Source organism: Cupriavidus sp. CuC1 (assembly GCF_044627735.1).
Lineage (GTDB): Bacteria > Pseudomonadota > Gammaproteobacteria > Burkholderiales > Burkholderiaceae > Cupriavidus > Cupriavidus ulmosensis.
Window position 1 is genome coordinate 1 of the sequence record NZ_JBIUHC010000174.1, and the last position, 20,435, is coordinate 20,435.

The window sequence follows — 20,435 nt, forward strand, 5'->3', positions numbered from 1 at the left end:
GCGCCATGAGCAGTGCACCACAGCCGCACAGTCTCGTTCGCCACGACTGGCTGGCGAACGGCGCGGATTGGAATAAGTGGCGCGCTATGAAAGTGCAGACGCGCGAAGTTGCCCCGCTTGACTGCGGCGGAGTATCTGAGCTACTAGCGCAGAATAAGGAGACGCGATGAAGGATAATCTGGGCTCGAGGTTGTGCGTTGTCATTGGCGGTGCCAACGGCATTGGCGCCGCATGTTGTCGATTGATGTCCAGCCGCGGATGGCGAGTTGCAGTTGTGGACCTGGATGCCGGCGCCGCTGAATCACTTGCCAAAGAGATTGGAGGTTCCAGCTACTGCGTGGACATACGTAGCCTTGACTCGGTCGAGCAGCTCGCGTCGGATATAGAGCGGGAGCAGGGGCCGGTCTATTCGCTGGTGGTATCGGCGGCCGCGTTCCAAGACCGATATCCTCCGGACGAGTTTCCCATGGACCTCTGGCGGTCAGTCATGCAAGTTAATGTGGAAGGCACCTTCAACGTAAACCGCGCCTTCGGCAGGCGAATGGTCCGGGAAAGGAAGGGAAGCATCGTCAATATTGCATCGACAGTGGCACATGGCTCGTCGCCGTTGCACGCTTACGGGCCAAGCAAAGCGGCAATCGTAAATCTGACCCGCGGTCTGGCTGGGCAGTGGGGTCGGGCGGGGGTGCGGGTCAACTCCGTGTCTCCGGGGGCAACACTCACGCCACGGGTAACCGCTCGACCACTGGGACGCTACGCTTCCGATGTGAACTCGCAGTTGGCCTTGGGTCGCCGCGTCGACCCCATGGAGGTTGCTGAAGGCGTCGAGTTTCTGGCCTCCGATCGTGCATCGGCAATCACGGGAACCGACCTGCTGATTGATGCAGGCTGGCTTACTGCCAGCACCTGGGGACTCTACGGCGGCGTTCCTGCCATTGAGAGCGAGGCTGAAAGCCCCAACGAATGAGCACAGAGAAAATGGGCGACGGCCTCCATTATTGATCCCGACAGACAAGGAGCGCCTGCGTCCCCTGCGGCGTAAGCGCTCTGCCGATCGCGGCCAAGCCAATCCACCCAATTATTTATTGGATGGAGCCTCGGCCAGAGTATCCCCAAAGATTTCGTCGAATCGCATTACAGCGGTAACGGCACTCGGCCAACCAGCATAGAAGGCCATGTGTGTGAACATCTCGACGAGTTCATCCTTCGTCACCCCGTTTGCAATCGCGCGTGGAAAGTGACTCTTCATCTGGTCGGTTTTGCCCATTGCGACGAGTGCCGTGCACGTGATTAGGCTTCGATCACGCTTCGATAGCTGCGGCCGTTCCCACACATCGGCGAAAAGTACCTCATCGTTCAGTTGAGCGAGTTTGGGGGCAATCTTGCCGACGATTTCCCGTGCGGCGTTGGAGGAAGTGTTCTGGCTCATAGGGTTGTTCCTTTTCAGTGAGTTTCTGTCTTAAGTCAGCGGGAACTGCGTTGGCCGCCAGGTGCCATGCGCAGGCATAGCGCCTGAATCCACTTGGCGGCCTCGTTTGGCATTTAATCGGCCGGTAGCTTGGAACTGAACTGCTTGGACTGCGGTGACCCTGCAATGCGACTTATCTGAAGCACTGCCGCAGTGTCGCGTTACGATGCGAGAACCTGGCGCCAACGGCAACGTGCTTTCCCGTCTCCTCCGCGATTAGCACATCCAGTGTGTCCTCCTCCTCGGAGGCGCCTGTTGCTGTCAGGGCGCGTTCGATGTACCGGCGAATCGACTTGGAGTTGATAGCCCACACCGAAGCATGCTCGACGACGAGGGGGAACTCCTTTCTCCTCGGCGAAAGCTGCTCCACGTCAAGCAGCTTTCGCCAGAACTCGGAGGCTGTTTGATATCTCACCCACCCTGGTATGTGAGGTGGACGGGCTCGGGCTTCAAAAGCGGACCAATACGGCTTTCGTCTGCGTGTAGGCGTCAATTGATTCTGCGCCGAACTCCCGCCCGATGCCGGACTGCTTGTAGCCGCCGAAAGCCATCACAGGGTCGGCTTCGCCGTAGGTGTTGATCCAGACTCGCCCGGCCTTCAAACGCCGTGCGACCGTGTGAGCGCGGCTGATGTCACGGGTCCACACTGCGGCGGCCAATCCATACTGGGTGTCATTGCCCTGAAACACCGCATCGTTCTCGTCCTTGAATGGAATGATAGATACGACAGGCCCGAAGATTTCCTCCTGCGCAATCTTCATCGTGTTGGCGACACCGCTGAAGACAGTCGGCTCGACGAAGTGTCCGGTCCCGCCGATACGGCATCCCCCTTGAAGCAACGTTGCCCCAGCCTCTTTCCCACTTTCGATGTAGTGCAGTACACGTTCGAGTTGCTTGGCGGAAATCAGCGGTCCAAGCTTGGTGTCGGACGCGAATGGCGAGCCGACTTTGTAGGTGGCGGCAATCTTGGCGATATGTTCGCTGACCTCGTCGTGCAAGCTCTCGTGGACGAACACGCGGGTGCCGGCCGAGCACACTTGGCCCGAGTTACTGCAGAAGCTCTTGACTGCCGATTGCACCGCCTTCTCGATGTCGGCATCAGGAAAGATGATGTTCGGTGATTTTCCCCCGAGTTCTAGCGTAACCTTCTTTAGATTCCCGATTGAGGCCTCCAGAATTTGCTTTCCAATAGCAGTGGAACCGGTGAACGCGACCTTGTCGATTCCGAGGTGCGCCGCGATTGCTGCGCCGGCGCTCGGCCCGAAGCCAGGGAGAATATTCAGTACGCCTGGGGGCAAGTTAGTCTCCAGGATCAGTTCTGCCAGGCGCAACGTCGACAAGGGCGCTTGCTCCGCCGGCTTCATAACCACCGTATTGCCGCAGGCCAACGCGGTGGAAATTTTGATTGCCGCCTGCATCAGCGGGACGTTCCATGCGTTGATCTGGCCGCATACGCCCATTGGCTCTCGCACCGTGTACAAGAAGGCGGAGGAATCAGTGGGATTGGTCGTGCCGAACATTTTCGATGGCCATCCCGCGTAGTATCGGAACACTTCGCCGGCAGCGGCGGCGCTCGCGGTGCTGTACCAAAGCGGCATGCCGTTGTCGAGCGATTCGAGTGCGGCAAGTTCATCGGCGTGGAGATCGATCATTTCGGCGATCTTCAGGAGCGCGCGAGTACGTGCGTGCGGCGTAATGCCTGACCACGACGGCGCTTCAAATGCCTTGCGCGCCGCGACTACGGCAGCATCCACGTCCAGCGCGTCCGCTTCCGCAACACTCGTCAAGCGCTGCTCCGTTGAAGGATCGAATGAGTCGAACGTTCTGTTGGATTTCGCGTTAACCCATTCACCACCGATCAGCAACTTCTTTGGCCCTGTTTGCACCCACTCGAGCGCTCTGCGATGACCTTCGTTGACCGGGAGCTGAGCGTCGGCAGCCGATGAGTTGGATGTAGGCATGAGGGTTCCTTGCAAGGCGGTCTGCGACGACTCGGAGTCGTGCGTCGTGCGCATTCACATGTGCGAATGCGGGAAGTTGGGCTAATTACTCTAGCAGGCGCCGTCCGACTCGCACAATCCGCTCTGCGCGGCAAGGTTCTTTGCGCTAGCCGGCAAGCTCCGAGCCGTGACCATTGCACAAGCACGTAGCGCTGGCGGGGCTGTCGTGACCTCGGCTAACGGGTCCGCTCGGCGTCGCCTGGCATGACGGATCGCAAAGTGATGGGGCATAAGCGAGGAGCCGCGGGCTCTTGCGCTCGGTTCGCGCGCTCACCAGTTTCCTCGTCGACCCCGAAGCCGGTCGGGAAGCGATCCGTTCTTTGAGCACGTTTTAAGCGCTTTACTGCAGCGTGTGCGTTGGTCGCGTGGAATAGGCGCTGTGGCAGCCGGAAGAGGCGTGTCAGGTTGGATTCAGGCTCGGATGGTGCAATTTCACACTCACTCCTCGGCGAATGGTGGGAGCTTTCGTTTCCGTCGGGTCCTTCGCAATTTTTCCGGCCGCCTGTAATGCTCCGATTGCGCATTGCAGTGCTCGGTGTCTTGTCGTGATGTCCCGATGTCGAGCCTTATGATTCATCCTGCATAAGCAGATTGCGCCCGCATTTGGAGCCTAGGCGGCGTGATGCCGCCCAGTAAAGTACGTTCAAACTCCAGGATTGCGTCGCGACGTGCAGGCATTGCTCGGCGTGGCCGCCACCCAGTACAAGCCCCAACTCTGCTGCTGACGCGAAGCACACAACTTTCTGACGCGCACTTCCGGCAGCAATCCAATCCTCAATTATCCGCCGCAGGGTGGCACGGTATGGCAAATCACATTGCCTGGCCCTTTGCTGCGCTTCACGGCAAGCTTGTTTTGATGATTCACGTACTTCCAAGCGAAGTTCGGTAAGTTCATCTAAAAGCGAGTCGCCATCAGTGCAGGCTCTGGTCAACATAGTTGATATCACGGTATGAGAAGCCAATGAGAGGCGCTTTGGCCGCGAACACAAGTTTGTCGCGTCGTGAGCAGTACTTGGCCTACTGGGATGCCGCTAACGCTCTCCTCCCACTTGTTAATGCTTCGCGGCTTGCAGAGTACTAGCCAGCGCAAGCGTTCAGTGTATTCAGCCCGTTGAATAAAAGTTTAGCATAGTGAAATTCAAGGTCAAGCACACGTTTTGTGTTTAGGCCTGTGGATGACCTTCTCGGTCTCTGTGTGGCGTCCGATGCACGGTCCCTTGAATCTCCTTTCAGGCGACAAGCTGACAAGGTTTCCGCGTCAATCAACGCACGAATGAGCGTGCCGGCGCGAGCTGCCGGAGTCCTGTATCTCGCAGATCGCGCGCGAAGTTGTCGCCTGGGAGGAACGGGTGTGAACGGATCCCTCTCGTTACCTGTATCAAGCGCCACTTTCGACGAAGTAGGTCGTAAGACAGGAGCTCTCGACGCGTGAGAGTAAACCCGTACGCGTCACGAAATAATTTGACACAAGAATTCACATATATAAAACTAAATTCATAAGTAAGAAAATATGTAGATCTGGCGCTGAAGGAAGGCAATCGATATGACACGCGCCGTGCCATCGATCGACGATGGGCAAGGGAGCATTGCCTCACGCGCACCGCGGCGAGTGGACAACGCAAAGAACGCTGGGCGATGGGTCCTTTGACCGGACGAGATGCATCACCAGAGCCAAGCCAGCTAGGAAGCGGAGGATGTCTTCCCCCTCCGAGGACGGATCGCGGGAAGGTGTAGTACGGCTCGCCTCGGGCAGGGCCAAATATCAAGAAAACCAACGAGGAGACAAACATCGTGATAGCGGCAAAGAAAGTGTTCTTTCCCCTTGTGTTGATCTGTGGTGCTGTCATGACAGCCGTCACGGTGTCCATGGCAGCGGAGGTCTATCCATCCAAACCGATCAGACTGGTGGTGCCGTTTGCCGCGGGCAGTGGCACCGATGCAGTGGCACGACTGACTGCGAGGGCCTTGGGCGACTCGCTACATCAACCGGTGTTGGTTGACAACAGGCCGGGCGCCAACGGCTCCATCGCGGCTGAAGTAGTGGCGAAGGCTCCTCCGGATGGATACACGTTGTTCATGACGACGAACACCACACATTCGGCCAACCCGTCGTTGATGAAGCATCTGCGCTACGACCCGGTGAAAGACTTCACACCGGTCTCCCGCATGGGCAACCTGCCCTTCATGCTAGTGGTGAGTCCCAGCCTGCCGGTCAAGTCCCTGCGTGAATTCATCGACTACGCCAAAGTGCACCCCGGCATGTCATACGGCAGTGGCAACAGCACCGGCATCGTGGCGGGCGCCACTCTTTCAAGGATGGCCGGTCTGAATATGCTGCACGTGCCGTACAAGAGCACACCGCCGGCCATGACCGATGTGATCGGTGGACAAATCCAGGTTATGTTCGTCGACTTCGCCGCAGGTATTGCCAACGTGAAGGCGGGAAAACTGCACGCCCTCGGCGTGACCACAGCCCAGCGCTCGGAACTGCTACCTGAATTGCCGCCGCTAGCAAGCATGCCGGAACTCAAGGGATTCGACATCACTTCCTGGAACGGTGTGTTCGCGCCAGCCGGCACGCCCGCACCAATCATTGATCGTCTAAATCGCGAGCTTGTTACGGTCGCCGGTAACAAGCAGTACGCGGCGCAGTTCCACGGGTTCGGCTTCGAACCGTTTGGCAGCACGCCTGCCGAACTCGGTAAGTTCGTGACCGCTGAATTGCAAAAATGGGCGCAACTAGTCAGGGATGCAGGCATTCAAGCTGAATAAGGACATACCATGAATTTCGAACTTTCCGAAGAACAGAGCTCCATCGTCGAGGCGGTCCAATCCGTTTGCTCGCAGTTTGATATGGAGTACTGGGACCGTCTCGACGTTTCCGCGACGTACCCTCATGAATTCTACAAGGCGCTGTGCGAAGGCGGCTGGCTGGGCGTGGCGATGCCGGAAGCCTATGGCGGCGCGGGTCTCGGCATCCTGGAGGCCGCGCTTGTGATGCAGACCATCTCGCAGTCTGGCGCCGGCATGACCGGTGCGTCAGCGGTACATATGAACGTATTTGGTCTGAACCCCGTGGTGGTCTTCGGTACCGACGAGCAGAAAGCGCGCTTCCTGCCCTCGCTGATCGAAGGGCGAGAGAAGGCGTGCTTTGCCGTAACCGAGCCGGACGCCGGGTTGGACACCACGAAGTTGAAGACTTTCGCCCGTAAGGTGGCTGGCGGCTATTCGGTGAGTGGGCGCAAGATCTGGATATCCACCGCTCAAGTGGCCGATCGCATGCTGCTGCTGGCGCGCACCCAGCCGCTGGAATCCGTGACCAAGCCCACCCAAGGTCTGTCACTGTTCTACACAAACGTGGACCGCAGCAAAATCGAGATCCGCGAGATTGACAAGATGGGCCGTGCGGCCGTCGATACCAATATGCTGTTCATCGATGATTTGTTCATTCCCGATGAGGACCTCATCGGCGAAGAAGGCCGAGGCTTTGAATACATCCTGCACGGTCTCAATCCCGAACGCATTCTGATTGCTGCAGAAGCCGTCGGCCTGGGGCGGGCCGCACTCGCTATTGCAACGCAATACGCCAAGGACCGCGTGGTGTTCGGTCGCCCCATCGGCATGAACCAAGGCGTGCAGCACCCGCTGGCACAGGCGTGGATGCAACTGGAGTCGGCCAACCTGATGGTGTTGAAAGCGGCAACGCGTTACGACGCGGGCCTTTCGTGCGGTGCCGAAGCCAATGCCGCCAAGTACCTGGCTGCGGAGGCTGGTCACAACGCCTGCCAAACCGCGATCTTGACCCTGGGCGGCATGGGGTACTCGCGCGAGTATCGCGTGGAGCGGCTGCTGCGTGAGTCCTATATCCCGCGCATCGCGCCGGTCAGCCCGCAGCTCATCATGTGCTTCATCGCTGAACGCGTGCTCGGCCTGCCGAAGTCCTACTGAGTTAGCCCGAGTTCAAAGGCACCTGAAGATGTACACGAGCAACGAGACGAAGCCCCTGCAACAGCAACCCACCGGCCCCTTAGCCGGAATCCGTGTTGTCGACATGACCTCGGTCGCCATGGGTCCCTACGCCACACAGATCCTAGGTGACATGGGGGCCGAGGTAATCAAGGTGGAATCTCCTGCAGGCGACGTCTTTCGGCATGCGGAGCCCGCCCGGCATGCCGGAATGGGCGCCTGCTTCCTCAACCTCAACCGGAACAAGCAGTTCCTGGTGCTGGACGTGAAGCGCGAAGAAGACTTGGCGCGGTTGAAGGGGCTCATTGCCGAGGCTGACGTGTTCATCTCCAACGTACGGCCGCAGTCGCTGCGCCGACTTGGCCTGGACTATGATTCGCTGCGAATGGCTAACCCGCGGCTGGATCTATTGCGGCGCCTACGGCTATTCAGAGGCGGGTCCGTATGCTGGCATGCCTGCTTTCGACGACATCATCCAGGCAAGAAGCGGGATGGCGCAATTCCAAGGTGAGAACTCCACCGAAGGTCCGCAGTACGTCAACACCATCTTGGCTGACAAGGTCGCCGGCCTGACCGTGGCCTACGCCATTCCGATGGCGCTGTACGAGCGGGAGCGCTCGGGGCTAGGCCAGGCGATCGAGGTGCCGATGTTCGAGACGCTAGTTTCCTTCCTGGCGGTCGAGCAACTGGCGGGCCAGACGTTTATCCCGGAGCGTGGCCCGTCGGGATATTCGCGCGTGATGTCGGCGCACCGCAAGCCTTATCGCACATTGGATGGCTACATCGCTTTGCTGCCCTATACCACGGCGCAATGGTCTCGCTTCTTCGCCCTGTCCGGCCATGCGGAACTCGCGAGCGACCCGAAGTATGCCGAACCCGCTGCAAGGAGCGCCAATATCGACAAGCTATATGCCAAGCTGGCCGACATTGTCGGCGGCAAGACAACAGCGCAATGGCTTGAAATGCTGGCGGACGCTGATATACCGCACAGTGAAGTCTCAACGTTCGAAGACTTGTTCGACGATCCCCACCTGCGGGCCACTGGTACGTTCTTCGAGTATGACCACCCGACTGAAGGCCGCTTGCGTGCAGTCGGCATTCCCACGCGCTTTTCTCGTACGCCGGGCAATATCCGCATGTGCCCGGGCGAGATGGGCGTCGATGGAAGGCGTGCGTCCGACGACGCATAGGCTGCCGGTCATTGGCGCCGCCTTCGACGATATCCCTAAACCGCATGGACGAGCTTTAGCATGATTTATTCGACCCTGGAGGTCAGTCGCGATGGCTACCTCGCGCGTATCGCCCTCAATCGGCCTGAAGTCCGCAACGCTTTCAACGAGGTGGTCATTGCCGAATTGACAGATGCATTCAACGTGCTTGCGCTGCAAGACGACGTGCGAGCGATCCTCCTTGCCGCCAAGGGGCAGGCCTTCTGCGCTGGTGCCGACCTCAACTGGATGCGCAAGATGGCCGGCTACACGCGCGACGAGAACGTCGCTGACGCACGACAACTGGCCGAGATGCTGCACACCATCTGGAGTTGCCCGAAGCCTGTGGTGGCCGTCATCCAAGGTGACACCTACGCGGGTGGGATGGGCTTGGTAGCCGCCTGCGACATCGCCGTGGCCGCCGGCCAGGTCAACTTCTGTCTGTCGGAAACGAAGCTCGGTTTGATCCCGGCGACCATTGGCCCCTACGTGGTGCGGGCCATGGGGGAACAGGCGGCACGCCGGTATTGTGTGACTGCGGAGCGATTCAGTGCAGGGGAGGCACATCGTATCGGGTTCATCCATGAAGTCGTCGCAGCCGAGGCGCTGGAGGGCAGGGCGGTGGAAATTGCTACAGCGCTAGCCGGTAACAGCCCGGCTGCAGTGCGGGAAAGCAAACGGCTAGTGCAGGATATCGCTGATAGGGCGCTCGACGCATCGCTGATCGCACTTACAGCCGAACGCATCGCGGATATACGAGCGAGCGAGGAAGGCCGCGAGGGCGTGCGTTCGTTCCTGGAAAAGCGCAAGCCTGCCTGGATTGCACGGTCCGCCTAAGTTCGTCCGCCCCCTTATAGCCGGGGCGAGTGGTTGGTCCGCTGCCTCGTCAACTGGAAAGACCCCGAAATGTACCAAGTTCAAAGAGCCGTCATGGCATCCGGATTGCACGGCCTGCCCGCCCGCGTCAGGCTGGTTGAAGTCGGGCCGCGCGACGGCTTGCAGAACGAGCCGCAGTACGTTCCCGCTAATGTCAAAGTTGAGCTGGTCAATCGGCTCAGCAGGGCCGGCTTCGCCAATATCGAAAGCGCGTCGTTTGTATCCCCTCGTTGGGTTCCGCAGATGGCGGATGGCGCAGCGGTGATGCGCGATATTGAGCGCCGCCCGGCTACGGTCTATTCGGCGCTGACTCCTAATATGCAGGGCTTTGAAGCTGCGCTGCAGGCGGGTGCTGGCGAAGTCGTGATCTTTGGCGCCGCAAGCGAAGCATTCTCTCAGCGAAATATCAACTGCTCGATCGAGGAATCGATCCAGCGATTCCTGCCGGTTTCGAAGGCGGCAAAGGCCAGTGGCCTCAGGCTGCGGGCTAGCGTTTCCTGCGCCATGGGCTGTCCTATCCAGGGCGATGTTCCCGTGCGGGCAGTCAGTGACGTTGTTGCGCGCTTTGCAGATCTGGGCTGTGACGAGATTGATATCGCCGATACCATCGGAGTTGGCACGCCACGTCACGTCCAGGCCGTCATGGAAGCAGCCACGAAGGCGTTTCGTCTGGAAGGCATCGCCGGCCATTTTCACGACACCTATGGACAGGCGCTTGCAAATATCCTGGCTAGCTTGGAGGCAGGGATCGGCATCTTCCACTCCTCGGTAGCAGGGCTTGGCGGATGCCCGTATGCAAAGGGTGCAACGGGCAATGTGGCAAGCGAGGATGTGCTCTACATGCTGCACGGCCTCGGTATTGAAACTGGTATCGATCTCGACCGGGTAGTGGATGCGGGCGCCTATATTTCTGAAGCTATCGGCCGTGAAAACGCCTCGCGAGTCGGTCGCGCGCTATTGACCAGGCGCGGAGATTCCCTCGATACGGTCGGATGTCGCTGACACCGGTTCGCTTACAATCTGCCAAAAGTGGACACAAGGAACCTAGGATGGCTGCGAGCGAACCAGCGGACAAGACGAACTTTTCCAGTGTGAAGACCGCACTGCGCGTGATTGAAATCATGGAAATCTATGCGCGTGAAGGGCGCTCGCTTACTCTGACCGAACTAGCGAAGCTACTCGGCGCACCCATGTCAAGCTGCCTCGGCCTGATACGAACGCTGACAGCCCTGGGTTATCTCTATGAAACGGGGCGGCGGCAGGGCTATTACCCCACCAGTCGCCTGTTAAACATCGCGCAGAGGATCTCACGCAACGACCCTCTCCTTGAGCGGGTGACGCCAGTCCTGGAGGCACTGCGCGATGCTACCGGGGAAACTGCCATTTTCGGCAAGCTCCAGGACGACGGACGCGTGTTGTACCTGGAGGTTCGCGAATCACCCAATCCGGTACGCTATACGGCGGCACCCGGCGAACTCCGCGAGGCGCATGCCAACTCTATCGGCCGTGCGATCCTTGGTGTGATGTCGGGATCTGCCCGGGAGCAAGCACTCGAAAGACTGTCATTTTCTGAACACACGGAGAAAACTATCACGAACAAAGCGGCCTTCGAAGACGAGTTGGAACGCTCACGAGCGAACGGCTGGTACTCGAATTTTGGAGAATCATTCCCGGATCTGGGAGCGATTGCCATGCCGGTCGCAATAGGCGATGTCACCTACGGCATCTCGGTGGCTGGCCCAGTCAACAGAGTAGAAGGGAACAAAGCGCAAATTGTCGACGCGCTCCGCCTGGGGCAGAGGACACTTCAGAGCTAAGGCCCGGACGCTCAGGCATCGTTCTCCGCGATGGCGGTCGTGGAGACAATGTATGGAAGGTCGGCGATTCGGCGCCGCGCAGGCGCGAGTATAGCGGCGAGTCAAAGCGCCGAAGCGAATCCGCTACGAAGATGCATCCGTGGTCGGCCACGGCGTTGAGCCGACCATTGCACCTGCTGGATGCGCGACGAAGGTCGCGACACAACGGCAGCAGAGTACAACCCTGAAATTTCATTGTGGAGGCGAGTCTTGATACTAGAACATGCTGAGATCTGGATTAAGCCGGGACAACAGGCTGATTTTGAAGCTGCAATTATTCAAGGACTGCAGACAGTGATGTCGCGTGCGGTAGGCATGCGGGGATACAAGCTCCATAAGTGTGTTGAGTCCCCAGAGCGCTATGTCATGCAGATTTCCTGGAATACGGTTGACGACCACATGGTTACCTACCGCCAGGGCCCCCTCTCCCCCAAGTTCCGCGCTATGGTCGAGCCATTTTTCGCTCAGCCTCCTGTGATGCAGCACTTTGAGTTGCTCACAAAGGATGGGCCGGACGCCGAAGACGCTCGGAACTGAAGCCACTTTCTCCAAAAGGCACAACGGCTAGGCAACCTGGCTGTGCGTTGAGTCTGAAGGTAAATTACCTCGGATGTCGCCTGCGCCGGCGCCTCGCATCGATCTGCGGCGGCAGATTGCCGGGAAAGATCTGAGCATGCAGCGGTGCAGACGCGTTCAATCTTGAAGCCCTTGTAGCGATTAGTCGTCTGTCTGCCCTGGCGCGCGGCGGAAACTTATCGCTATGCGGGTGTTCGTCGTCACAGCAGAATGTGACCGTGCCGCCAACTTCAGTCTGTTCGATATGTCGGGCCGCATAAAGCCGCACTCGAGGTTCCTAGCATGTCTGGATGGCCCCGATGTCGCTTACCTGTCGGAAGATCAAGTAAAGCGGCAAATCGATTCGGGGTGGCTGGTACACGTTCTAGGTGACTGGTCGCGTTTCCCCGCTTGCCACTTCTACTATCCGAGTCGCGGCCATCAAACGTCGGCTTTCACCTTGGTGGTCGAAGCACTTCGTGATCGCGCACAGTGACCTGTTCTGCTCGCAGTTGGACACAGCCATTTGGCTCCTCGGCCCGTGCCCGCTTTCGGATTCAGCACAGCCTTACCAGCAACGGCTTGTCGGCCGAACCAAACGTACATTGATTCACAACTGGGATGGCAGTGGGAAGGTAGGTGCCGACGATGAACCGCTCCAGTCTGCCTCGCTTGCTCGGCTGCTGCCGCTTATTGTGCAGCCCCGGCGTGTTCGGCCGCGGGTGACGTCTGTTGGACATTCCGGAAGGCCTGGACGTTTGCAGACGCGACGGACGCTCTGTGATCGCCTTCTCCCGACTGTGTAGAGGAGGGCATGGACGCGCAGTTAGCTAACAGATAAATCCGCCGGTCCGGATACTCCGCCATGCGCTGCGTCATCCTCGGACGGTCAGTTCCGCTCGGAATGATTCCGAGACTTAACTTCGATCGGCTTTTAGCGTTTTTTGGCAAAGACCTTTGCTCTGCTGGCATGCCGTGCAGTATCGACCGGCAGTCGCCGTGTCGGTAGTATCTCCTCTAGGGCAACCCCGCTAACGATTCGCTGGTGAGACGGCAGAGTGGCTGCGGTCGACTCATATAGCCCGAAATCACTATACGTAGGAGGAGATATGAATAAAGAACTTTTCGAAAGAGGTTTGGAGGTGCGTCGCGCCGTGGCAGGCGAGAGCAATGTGGATGCCGCATTCAAGAATGCGGACGAATTCTCGATGCCGATGCAGGAACTGGTGACCGAATTCTGCTGGGGAGAGATCTGGACGCGTCCCGATTTGGACCGCCGTAGCCGCAGCATTCTAAACATCGGGATGCTAGCTGCGCTTAACCGCTCGGATGAACTGGCTGGCCACATTCGCGCAGCGATTACCAACGGCGTAACGAAAGCGGAAGTCCGTGAATGCCTGCTGCAAGTCGCAGTCTACGCTGGCATGCCCGCCGGCATGAGCTCATTCAAGCTCGCGCGCAAAGTCTTTGATGAAATGGGAATTTGACCCACGTGATCCACAAGGGGCGACGGTCCCCCTTTGATTTGGCGGTGCCAACCTGACGCGAAGGCCGATTTTACGAGACCCCGGCGTTCGCTCTTAAGTTGGCCCACAAGAACGTGGCGCTGTGCACCGCCGTAGGCAAGGAGCTAGGCGTGCTCATGTGGATGGTCAACCTGACTTTGGAACAGATGACTGAAGCCCTGGCCCGAGGTCTCGGGGAGCAGGATTCGCGCGCATTCCTGAAGCTGCAACCTGAGAGTGCCGGGAAGAAGATCGCCGCTGATCCGGATTGCCTTGTAAGCGCTATTCAGGAAGTACGTGCTTGAGTTCGAGTTCGAGTCTCGCCAGAGGTGAATTCGTGAAGAACGTGGAGTGACGCGTCGTGGGTTGCAAGCTGAGCCTGCGCGTTCTCTCAATGCTCTGTCTAAGAAAGTATTTCACGTCCCGCAGCCTTCAGGGATGGGCAAGCAGCTCAACTGACCTCGGCCCAGTCGTTTCACTGCTTCACTACAACTACAGATGGAGACAACGCTATGAAAAATTTCTGGGGACATACGCTGATCAAGCACGGCCTTGCCGCAGCGGCCCTCGCGCTTTCCTGCATACCTTTGGCCATGGCGGCCAACCGGTTTCCAACGAAGACCGTGCGCATAGTGGTGCCTTCCGCTGCCGGCGGCCTGGCCGACGTGACAGCCCGGCTAGTTGCCAAGAAGATGTCCGAGAATCTGGGGCAGCCCGTGATAGTGGACAATCGACCAGGCGCGGACACCTTGCTTGGAACCCGGTTGGTGAAGGACGCGCCGGCCGATGGCTACACGTTGTTGCTGCAGAGCGATGGGATCGCAGTGTGGCCGGCGTTGATGGATCAGCCCGGCTACAACCTTGAAAAGGACTTCGCCGGCGTTGGTCCGATTCTCAAGTTTCCTTTCGTCCTCGTAGTTGGCCCCCAACAACCAGACAAGACGCTTGCGGGGTTCATGGCCCGCGCCAAGGCGAATCCCAAAACGTTGTCTTATGCATCGGGCGGGGTCGGCACACCTTCCCACATTGCAGCTGCCATCTTTCTCCAGCAGACCGGCCTTGATGTACTGCACGTGCCCTACAAAGGCAATGCTGCTGCGATAACCGACATCGTCGGTGGGCGCGTAGATATGCTCTTTGATACCTCCGCCACCAGCGCGGGCAACATCAAGACTGGAAAGCTGCGGGCCTTGGGGGTTTCGTCAAACACGCGGCTTCAATCGCTCCCGGACGTCCCGACCTTTGCAGAACAGGGCGTGCACAACGCCAGTTACTACTCCTGGATCGGTCTGCTGGCCCCAGCCGCGACCCCGAAGGACGTCCTGCAGCGTCTCTCGGAGGCATTGCGCAGCGCGGTTTCCAGTGAGGAACTCAACGAAAAATTCCGGTCGGATGGAAGTGAGCCCATGGTGATGTCTCCCGAGGAATTCAATAAGTACCTCAAAGGGCAACTGGGGCAGATGAGCAAGCTCGCAGCCGATCTGAAGCTGCCAAAGCGACAGTAAGACCCCTCCCTGCCGCACGACGCAACGCGCGGCAGGTGGCGGCAACAAACTCAATGCATCTTTACAGGAGTTTCCATGGACTTCGCGATTTCGCAAATCGATGACTCCGACCGCGCGGGTACAAGCTCGCAGCACAAGACATACGTGCTTGTTCACGGCGGCTACCATGGCGGCTGGTGTTGGAAAGAGGTGGCGGCTGGTCTTCGATCGCGTGGTCACACCGTCTATACGCCGACCCTGACCGGGTTAGGCGAGCGTTCTCACCTGATGTCATTTAAGCCGACGTTGGGCACTTTCATTGAGGACATCGTGCAGGTGATCAGGTTCGAGGAACTGGATGATGTGATTCTGGTGGGCCATAGCTTTGCCGGTTCCATTGTGTCTGGTGTAGCCGATCGGGTGCGCGTGCGCTTGCGCCACCTCGTGCACCTCGACTCCCAGGTTCTACAGTCGGGCGAGTCCCCGGCTGACGAGTTGCCTCCTGAACTCGTCCAGCGGTACAAGCAACGAGCGATGGAAGCGGGCGACGGCTTGAGCATTCCGCCCAACGCCCCGGATTACTTCGGCATCACCGACCCGCAGATGGCTGCGTGGCTGCAGACGAAGCTGACCCCCCACCCGTTACAGACCTACTTCGACAAACTGAACCTGGAGAATCCGCTGTGTAACGGGGTTCCAGCGACATACATCGCTTGCTCGAAACCGCTATTCCCGGTCAACGCCAAATCGCGAGAGTTGGCCAAGACTACGCCTGGATGGACGTACTTGGAAATTCCAACCGCGCACGATGCAATGATTCTGATGCCGTACGAACTGACAGAGATGTTGGCAGCCATCGGTTGACGAGACACGCGCCAGGGGGATGCGGGCCTTTGGCCCATCCCCGATATGCGTTGAATGGCGATCTCGATTTTGAGTAGATCGTGGAAATTTTAATATAGGGCAAGCGCTTATTCAATCCCGCTCGCTCAACATTGGAGATCGCCCGTCATCCACTGTTACCGATTTCTTGCCACGGTACATTTAATTTAAAACGAAGAAATTATTTTCGTCTCCACGGACATCATGTATGAGGAGGCCGGATCAGCACGTCCCTATTGTCAGATTTTAGATGCTAATGCGTGTAAACCGACTCGGCGTCAGCAGCCTGGCGTAGCGAATTGGTGTTATTCAATGCGGTATTTGACGATTCCGCAAGTCTGGGCTGGAAGGGAATGGAGATGTTGGAGGATTTCCGATCAGCCATAAAAAAGCAAATCACTATAATGGAGATGAGCCGGTATGAAAAAATCGCTTTTTGCATTAGCAGCGCTGGGCGCATTTGCAGGTTCGGCGCAAGCGCAATCGAGCGTGACGCTGTACGGCGTGGCTGATGCCACCGTTGGATTTACATCCAACCTCGCCAAGCCCGGCGGTGGTTCAGGCAACACTTTTTCGGTGGGCAGCGGTGGCCTGTCCGGCTCACGCTGGGGCCTGCGTGGTGTGGAGGAGATCAGCAGCGATTTGAGCGCGATATTCGCGTTGGAAAACGGCTTCAGCCTGGACACAGGCACGATGTCACAAGGCGGCCGCCTGTTTGGACGTCAGGCATTTGGCGGGTTGCAAAGCAAGACCGCCGGCTCGCTCACCTTTGGTCGCCAGTACACCACAATGTTTGATGCGCTGGCCAACTTTTCGCCGGGCGCCTATGCGGGTCTGTATGAACCGACGTTTGCGCTCCTCGGCCTGGACCTCCGTTCGGACAATACGGTCAAATATAAGGGCACCTTCGGCCCGTGGACCGTGGGGGCTCACTGGTCCTTCGGCAATGGCGTGGCCGGCGGGGGAGAAGTACCGGGTCAATTCCGTCGCGACACGGGCTACGGTGCCGGAGTAACCTATCTCGCTGGCCCGTTCGGCGCAACTGTCGCCTACGATCAGGCCAACCCGAGCGTTATCAACGGCACCACTTTTCTTGGCACCGGCAGCGTTAAAAAGGCTGCCGTCGCAGGGAGCTATACCGTCGGCCCGGCCAAGCTCATGGCAGGCTATCGCTACGGTCAGGCCAAGGACCAATCCGGGCGTGCCGTCGTTCGCGACAATATGTACTGGGTTGGAGCAAACTATCAGGTCACTGCAGCCTTGGGCCTGACAGTGGACTACTTCTATCAGGATTTTAGGCCCGTAACCGCCGGCGGCATTACAACCAACCCGGCCAATCCGTGGCAGGTCATGTTCATCGCCGACTACAATCTGTCCAAGCGTACCGACGTGTACCTGACGACCGCCTACTCGAAGTACGCCGGCCTCACTCTTGACACTGCGTCCATCAATTTTGCCAACGGGTACCCGTTGGGCGGGACCAAGACCAATATGCTTGGTGTCGCCCTCGGTGTCCGCCATAAGTTCTGATCGCTAACGCTCGCCTTGCAAGGGCCCCTTGGGGTTGATGCGGCATTGCTGCCGATGTCGCGTTTGACCAAGAGGTGCTGATGTGATCTTGCATTAATGCGATACCGGATGGACTGGGGACGGCGAGCGCACGTCACGTGCACCTCTCGCTGCTGCATATCGCTGCCTCGCTCGTCTGAAAGTCCATCTTGTGCGCCACCAGGCAATGGCAAATTATGCGGCAGGATTAAGCGCCAGAACGTTGCTTCGATCGAAGCCATTGCAACCGGGGAACAGATCGTTGGGGCGCGCGCTTCATCAAAGCGGGGATCGGCGACGCGCTGACTGCGACCTGGAGCGGCTCAGGGCGGAGAAGGTTCTGGCTCGATGTTTCACCGCGGCTCTTCACTATGAGGGGAATGCTGCGGATTCAGCGAGTTGTCTCCGTTTTTTTGCACACTCTCTGGCGCGTCTAGGGCTCTGGACAGATCGCTTCTCTGAGAAAGGCAACAGCCGCTTGCCGGCGAGGACGGGATTTGCAGGTCCCGAACAGGCGAGCCCATCGCGCCGTAGTTTGGCTGCCGCACAAATCGCTGCGTTGCCAGGATAAAGGCCGCGATGGCGCCCCCAAACTCATCATGCTCGGCTGATGGAAGAACTGCCGGTCTGTAGTGTTGCCGGTGGTGTTCCGGCCAGGAGACGCCAAGGGATGAGCGCCTAAGCTACTGCAGATGCAGGGCGCGATCTCGGAACACGAGTGAGGCTCACGCCCTGCTTGCAACTTGATAGCAATACATTAGGAGATCGGGGGATCTGAGGATGCCTCCCTAGCTGGGACTATTGGATGGCGGGGGTAGGGCTCGAAACAATGCCTCCGTCCCCAGGATGTAACCCTCCAGACCCATCAGCGCGGCGAGTTGAAAGACCTCGAGGATCTCGTCTCGAGTTGCGCCATGCTGCAGGGCATGGCGGATGTGCATTGCGAGACCGGGCTCGTACATGTGCGTGACCGAACAGTCGATCGCGATATAGATCAACTCTCGTTCCTTTGCGCTGAGCAGACCGTGCTTCCAAGGATCCATCGATAATTCGGACAGCACTTCGCAGTAGGTAGGCATTAGCCGTGCAATCATGTCTCGCTGCTCGTTCCAGTATCCACGCGTCTTGACGAACTCGTTCTTGATCGCCTCGTACTCTGGGGTTGCTTCGGGCAAAGCGGCAGATTCGTGGCCGGCGGCCTTCAGCTCTTCCATCAAGATGGGCACAGCGGAATACAGGGCGTGGTTACTGACTCCGATGATGGAAACAAGCACGTCCACTACCTCCTCCGAGGATGCACCCGCCGTCAATGCACGTTCAATATGGCGCCGGATACCTTCGACGTTGATTGACGTCACTGAGGCATGAAGAGCGACGAGAATTAACTCCTTAAGACGCGGAGAGAGATGCTCGCCCGAGAAGATTGCTTGCCAATATCGGCTAGCCGCAGCAAACGACGTGGGTGCGAGCTGGCGTAGGCGAGCCGGTACGGCAGGCTCGGTGAAGGCGTCCTCCATCTGCGCGAGGTCACGTTCTTTTGTTACAGGGGGAAGTTCTTTCACGATTCATTGATCCTCTTCATTTCCTGCATCTGCACTCCTCAGATGCGATAGCCTTAAGACGGCCCTTACGGCCAAAGCCCCTGTCCTACGACGCAAAACTTGGGGGCATAGACATCGGGAGCAGGGCCGCTTGCCGCGAGAAGGCGACGCGTTGGAGGTTTGTTTGTCATTCGTTGGGGCTTTCCGTCTTGGTCCCGCTCCTGTACCGGCAGTAAACCATCGTCCCTCCGGCCGGCCGGGCGGCAACACGTAGTGTAAGCCTTCCCCCTAGGCGCGTGGGCTTGACGAGTGCGCATGCAGGACCCGGCGGGCAGGCCCAAGGCGCGGGCACTTCGATACATGCCTTACTTGCCACGTAAGCCTTCGCCTGCAATGAGCCAAGTGCCATCGTCGAGGCATATCTCTCCTATCCTCGACCATTCGGCTGATGAACACATTCGTTATTGGAGCGCTGGTCCTCAAGGGTTGTCGAACGCCGGCAGACGATAGAAGCGTGACGCAGTTCTCCAGAACAAGTCCGCTTTCTCCTCCGCAGAAGCGCCGGCAACGATGCGCTTCATGGCGTTCCAGCCAACGCTATAGCTATAGCTGCCCTTGTCCACGGGAAAGTTACTCTCGAACATGCAGCGCGCAGGCCCAAACGCATTGATGCAGGACTCAATCCACGGCTGCCAAGCTACTGCCAACTCATCCGAGGACGGCGCACGTTCTAACAACTCAAATCCAAAGCCCGACAGCCGCATGCCCAGTCCGCCAAGCTTGACCATCACGTTGGGGCAGGTGGCGAGCTCGCGCAAAGCTGCGAGCCATTGAGTGTGCACTTCTTTGCGACAGCCCATGTAGCGCCCGATCCCGAGAATACCGCCACAGTGGTCGAGGACGATTGGCGTCTCGGGGAAGGCACGCGCAAGCGATGTGAGACGTGGAATCTGATGGAAGAAGAGCCAAGCATCAAAGCTAAGGCCGAGTTCGGCCAGATGAGCGAAGCCCGCGCGAAAGTCCTTCGTCTCCAACATATCCTCGCTGGTCGGATACTCCGGGTTCAAGAAACTCGGGTCGGGATCCCAGGCAGCAGTCTGGCGCATTCCGCGGAACCGACCACCAGCAGCTACCGGGCCCCCGGCGGCTGCGATGTGGGCCTCCAGCACCGGCCGAACCGCGTTCCCGAGGCGCAAATCGGCGAAGCCGACGATCCCGGCGCACAAACGCACGTCGCCATAGGCGCCACTCGCACACATGGCGGCTACACCGTTCGCGAATTCGGTTTCGCCGATTGACTTCATAGCCTCTGGGCCGCTGGCCCGAAGCATGGCACGTGCCTGCACGAATACCGTGGCCCGTACGTTGTGGCTACCGCGCAGATCGGCCAGCATGTCGTCCAGCAGGTACCTCGCGCCTGGACGGTCGTAGAGGTGGTGATGGGCATCGACGATTAGTTGACCGGGATCAAGCACTTTCTCGCGCTGTGTCGCCAGCCAATCGTGGCGAACGAGATTGTGCGACTGTGGTGCGCCGCTCATGGCGT

Annotated in this window: 16 protein-coding genes and 1 pseudogene; 13 read left to right on the plus strand and 4 right to left on the minus strand. The window is 58.7% G+C overall.

All coding sequences use genetic code 11. From position 1 onward, the window contains the following. The first annotated feature begins 166 nt into the window (after positions 1–166). Complete coding sequence (locus ACGLHR_RS43190) at positions 167–967, plus strand: SDR family NAD(P)-dependent oxidoreductase (protein WP_400102023.1); 801 nt, start codon at positions 167–169, stop codon at positions 965–967. A gap of 111 nt (positions 968–1,078) precedes the next feature. Here the strand turns inward: ACGLHR_RS43190 and ACGLHR_RS43195 are convergent, their stop codons facing one another. Together ACGLHR_RS43195 and ACGLHR_RS43200 are read right to left on the minus strand one after the other, a co-directional pair. Continuing rightward, on the minus strand, positions 1,079–1,429 hold the full coding sequence (locus ACGLHR_RS43195; protein ID WP_400102024.1) for a carboxymuconolactone decarboxylase family protein: 351 nt from the start codon (positions 1,427–1,429) through the stop codon (positions 1,079–1,081). Between the two features lie 488 nt (positions 1,430–1,917). Further along, entirely contained in the window at positions 1,918–3,429 is a 1,512-nt protein-coding gene (locus tag ACGLHR_RS43200) for an aldehyde dehydrogenase family protein (RefSeq protein ID WP_400102025.1), read from the minus strand. Positions 3,430–5,313: 1,884 nt separating this feature from the next. On the opposite strand from ACGLHR_RS43200, the gene ACGLHR_RS43205 reads away from it, so the two are divergent. The 12 genes and pseudogenes from ACGLHR_RS43205 to ACGLHR_RS43260 all read left to right on the plus strand — a co-directional run bounded on the left by ACGLHR_RS43205 (position 5,314) and on the right by ACGLHR_RS43260 (position 17,330). Beyond that, positions 5,314–6,240: a Bug family tripartite tricarboxylate transporter substrate binding protein gene (locus ACGLHR_RS43205; RefSeq protein ID WP_400102037.1), complete on the plus strand. Its 927-nt coding sequence runs from the start codon at positions 5,314–5,316 to the stop codon at positions 6,238–6,240. Positions 6,241–6,249: 9 nt separating this feature from the next. Then, on the plus strand, positions 6,250–7,416 hold the full coding sequence (locus ACGLHR_RS43210; RefSeq protein WP_400102026.1) for an acyl-CoA dehydrogenase family protein: 1,167 nt from the start codon (positions 6,250–6,252) through the stop codon (positions 7,414–7,416). Positions 7,417–7,444: 28 nt separating this feature from the next. Further along, positions 7,445–8,624: pseudogene (locus ACGLHR_RS43215) on the plus strand (CaiB/BaiF CoA transferase family protein). 60 nt (positions 8,625–8,684) lie between these two features. Further along, a complete protein-coding gene (locus tag ACGLHR_RS43220) occupies positions 8,685–9,479 on the plus strand; it encodes an enoyl-CoA hydratase/isomerase family protein (RefSeq protein ID WP_400102027.1) in 795 nt (264 codons plus the stop codon). A gap of 93 nt (positions 9,480–9,572) precedes the next feature. Beyond that, positions 9,573–10,520, plus strand: coding sequence for a hydroxymethylglutaryl-CoA lyase (locus tag ACGLHR_RS43225; protein ID WP_400102028.1), 948 nt, complete (start codon positions 9,573–9,575; stop codon positions 10,518–10,520). A gap of 47 nt (positions 10,521–10,567) precedes the next feature. Beyond that, positions 10,568–11,335, plus strand: a complete 768-nt coding sequence (locus ACGLHR_RS43230; protein WP_400102029.1) for an IclR family transcriptional regulator — start codon at positions 10,568–10,570, stop codon at positions 11,333–11,335. Between the two features lie 180 nt (positions 11,336–11,515). After that, positions 11,516–11,911 carry an antibiotic biosynthesis monooxygenase family protein gene (locus ACGLHR_RS43235; protein ID WP_400102030.1) on the plus strand — a complete coding sequence of 132 codons (396 nt, stop codon included), beginning with the start codon at positions 11,516–11,518 and terminating at the stop codon, positions 11,909–11,911. A gap of 1,127 nt (positions 11,912–13,038) precedes the next feature. Then, complete coding sequence (locus tag ACGLHR_RS43240; RefSeq protein WP_400102031.1) at positions 13,039–13,416, plus strand: carboxymuconolactone decarboxylase family protein; 378 nt, start codon at positions 13,039–13,041, stop codon at positions 13,414–13,416. Positions 13,417–13,571: 155 nt separating this feature from the next. Continuing rightward, positions 13,572–13,739, plus strand: a complete 168-nt coding sequence (locus ACGLHR_RS43245; protein WP_400102032.1) for a hypothetical protein — start codon at positions 13,572–13,574, stop codon at positions 13,737–13,739. A 207-nt stretch (positions 13,740–13,946) separates the two neighbouring features. Next, on the plus strand, positions 13,947–14,939 hold the full coding sequence (locus ACGLHR_RS43250; protein ID WP_400102033.1) for a Bug family tripartite tricarboxylate transporter substrate binding protein: 993 nt from the start codon (positions 13,947–13,949) through the stop codon (positions 14,937–14,939). Between the two features lie 75 nt (positions 14,940–15,014). Further along, positions 15,015–15,782 (plus strand): alpha/beta fold hydrolase, encoded by a 768-nt coding sequence (locus ACGLHR_RS43255; RefSeq protein ID WP_400102034.1) that lies wholly within the window; start codon positions 15,015–15,017, stop codon positions 15,780–15,782. Between the two features lie 438 nt (positions 15,783–16,220). Continuing rightward, positions 16,221–17,330, plus strand: a complete 1,110-nt coding sequence (locus ACGLHR_RS43260; RefSeq protein WP_400102035.1) for a porin — start codon at positions 16,221–16,223, stop codon at positions 17,328–17,330. A gap of 806 nt (positions 17,331–18,136) precedes the next feature. Here the strand turns inward: ACGLHR_RS43260 and ACGLHR_RS43265 are convergent. Beyond that, positions 18,137–18,910 (minus strand): carboxymuconolactone decarboxylase family protein, encoded by a 774-nt coding sequence (locus tag ACGLHR_RS43265; RefSeq protein WP_400102036.1) that lies wholly within the window; start codon positions 18,908–18,910, stop codon positions 18,137–18,139. Positions 18,911–19,368: 458 nt separating this feature from the next. Then, positions 19,369–20,430, minus strand: a complete 1,062-nt coding sequence (locus ACGLHR_RS43270; protein ID WP_400102038.1) for an amidohydrolase family protein — start codon at positions 20,428–20,430, stop codon at positions 19,369–19,371. Positions 20,431–20,435: the final 5 nt, after the last annotated feature.

What these genes read in the sequence shown, in the direction of transcription:
- ACGLHR_RS43190 (WP_400102023.1), top strand. Translation starts at nt 167, where the DNA reads ATGAAGGATAATCTGGGCTCGAGGTTGTGCGTTGTCATTGGCGGTGCC.
- ACGLHR_RS43195 (WP_400102024.1), bottom strand. Translation starts at nt 1,429, where the DNA reads ATGAGCCAGAACACTTCCTCCAACGCCGCACGGGAAATCGTCGGCAAG.
- ACGLHR_RS43200 (WP_400102025.1), bottom strand. Translation starts at nt 3,429, where the DNA reads ATGCCTACATCCAACTCATCGGCTGCCGACGCTCAGCTCCCGGTCAAC.
- ACGLHR_RS43205 (WP_400102037.1), top strand. Translation starts at nt 5,314, where the DNA reads ATGACAGCCGTCACGGTGTCCATGGCAGCGGAGGTCTATCCATCCAAA.
- ACGLHR_RS43210 (WP_400102026.1), top strand. Translation starts at nt 6,250, where the DNA reads ATGAATTTCGAACTTTCCGAAGAACAGAGCTCCATCGTCGAGGCGGTC.
- ACGLHR_RS43220 (WP_400102027.1), top strand. Translation starts at nt 8,685, where the DNA reads ATGATTTATTCGACCCTGGAGGTCAGTCGCGATGGCTACCTCGCGCGT.
- ACGLHR_RS43225 (WP_400102028.1), top strand. Translation starts at nt 9,573, where the DNA reads ATGGCATCCGGATTGCACGGCCTGCCCGCCCGCGTCAGGCTGGTTGAA.
- ACGLHR_RS43230 (WP_400102029.1), top strand. Translation starts at nt 10,568, where the DNA reads ATGGCTGCGAGCGAACCAGCGGACAAGACGAACTTTTCCAGTGTGAAG.
- ACGLHR_RS43235 (WP_400102030.1), top strand. Translation starts at nt 11,516, where the DNA reads ATGCGCGACGAAGGTCGCGACACAACGGCAGCAGAGTACAACCCTGAA.
- ACGLHR_RS43240 (WP_400102031.1), top strand. Translation starts at nt 13,039, where the DNA reads ATGAATAAAGAACTTTTCGAAAGAGGTTTGGAGGTGCGTCGCGCCGTG.
- ACGLHR_RS43245 (WP_400102032.1), top strand. Translation starts at nt 13,572, where the DNA reads ATGTGGATGGTCAACCTGACTTTGGAACAGATGACTGAAGCCCTGGCC.
- ACGLHR_RS43250 (WP_400102033.1), top strand. Translation starts at nt 13,947, where the DNA reads ATGAAAAATTTCTGGGGACATACGCTGATCAAGCACGGCCTTGCCGCA.
- ACGLHR_RS43255 (WP_400102034.1), top strand. Translation starts at nt 15,015, where the DNA reads ATGGACTTCGCGATTTCGCAAATCGATGACTCCGACCGCGCGGGTACA.
- ACGLHR_RS43260 (WP_400102035.1), top strand. Translation starts at nt 16,221, where the DNA reads ATGAAAAAATCGCTTTTTGCATTAGCAGCGCTGGGCGCATTTGCAGGT.
- ACGLHR_RS43270 (WP_400102038.1), bottom strand. Translation starts at nt 20,430, where the DNA reads ATGAGCGGCGCACCACAGTCGCACAATCTCGTTCGCCACGATTGGCTG.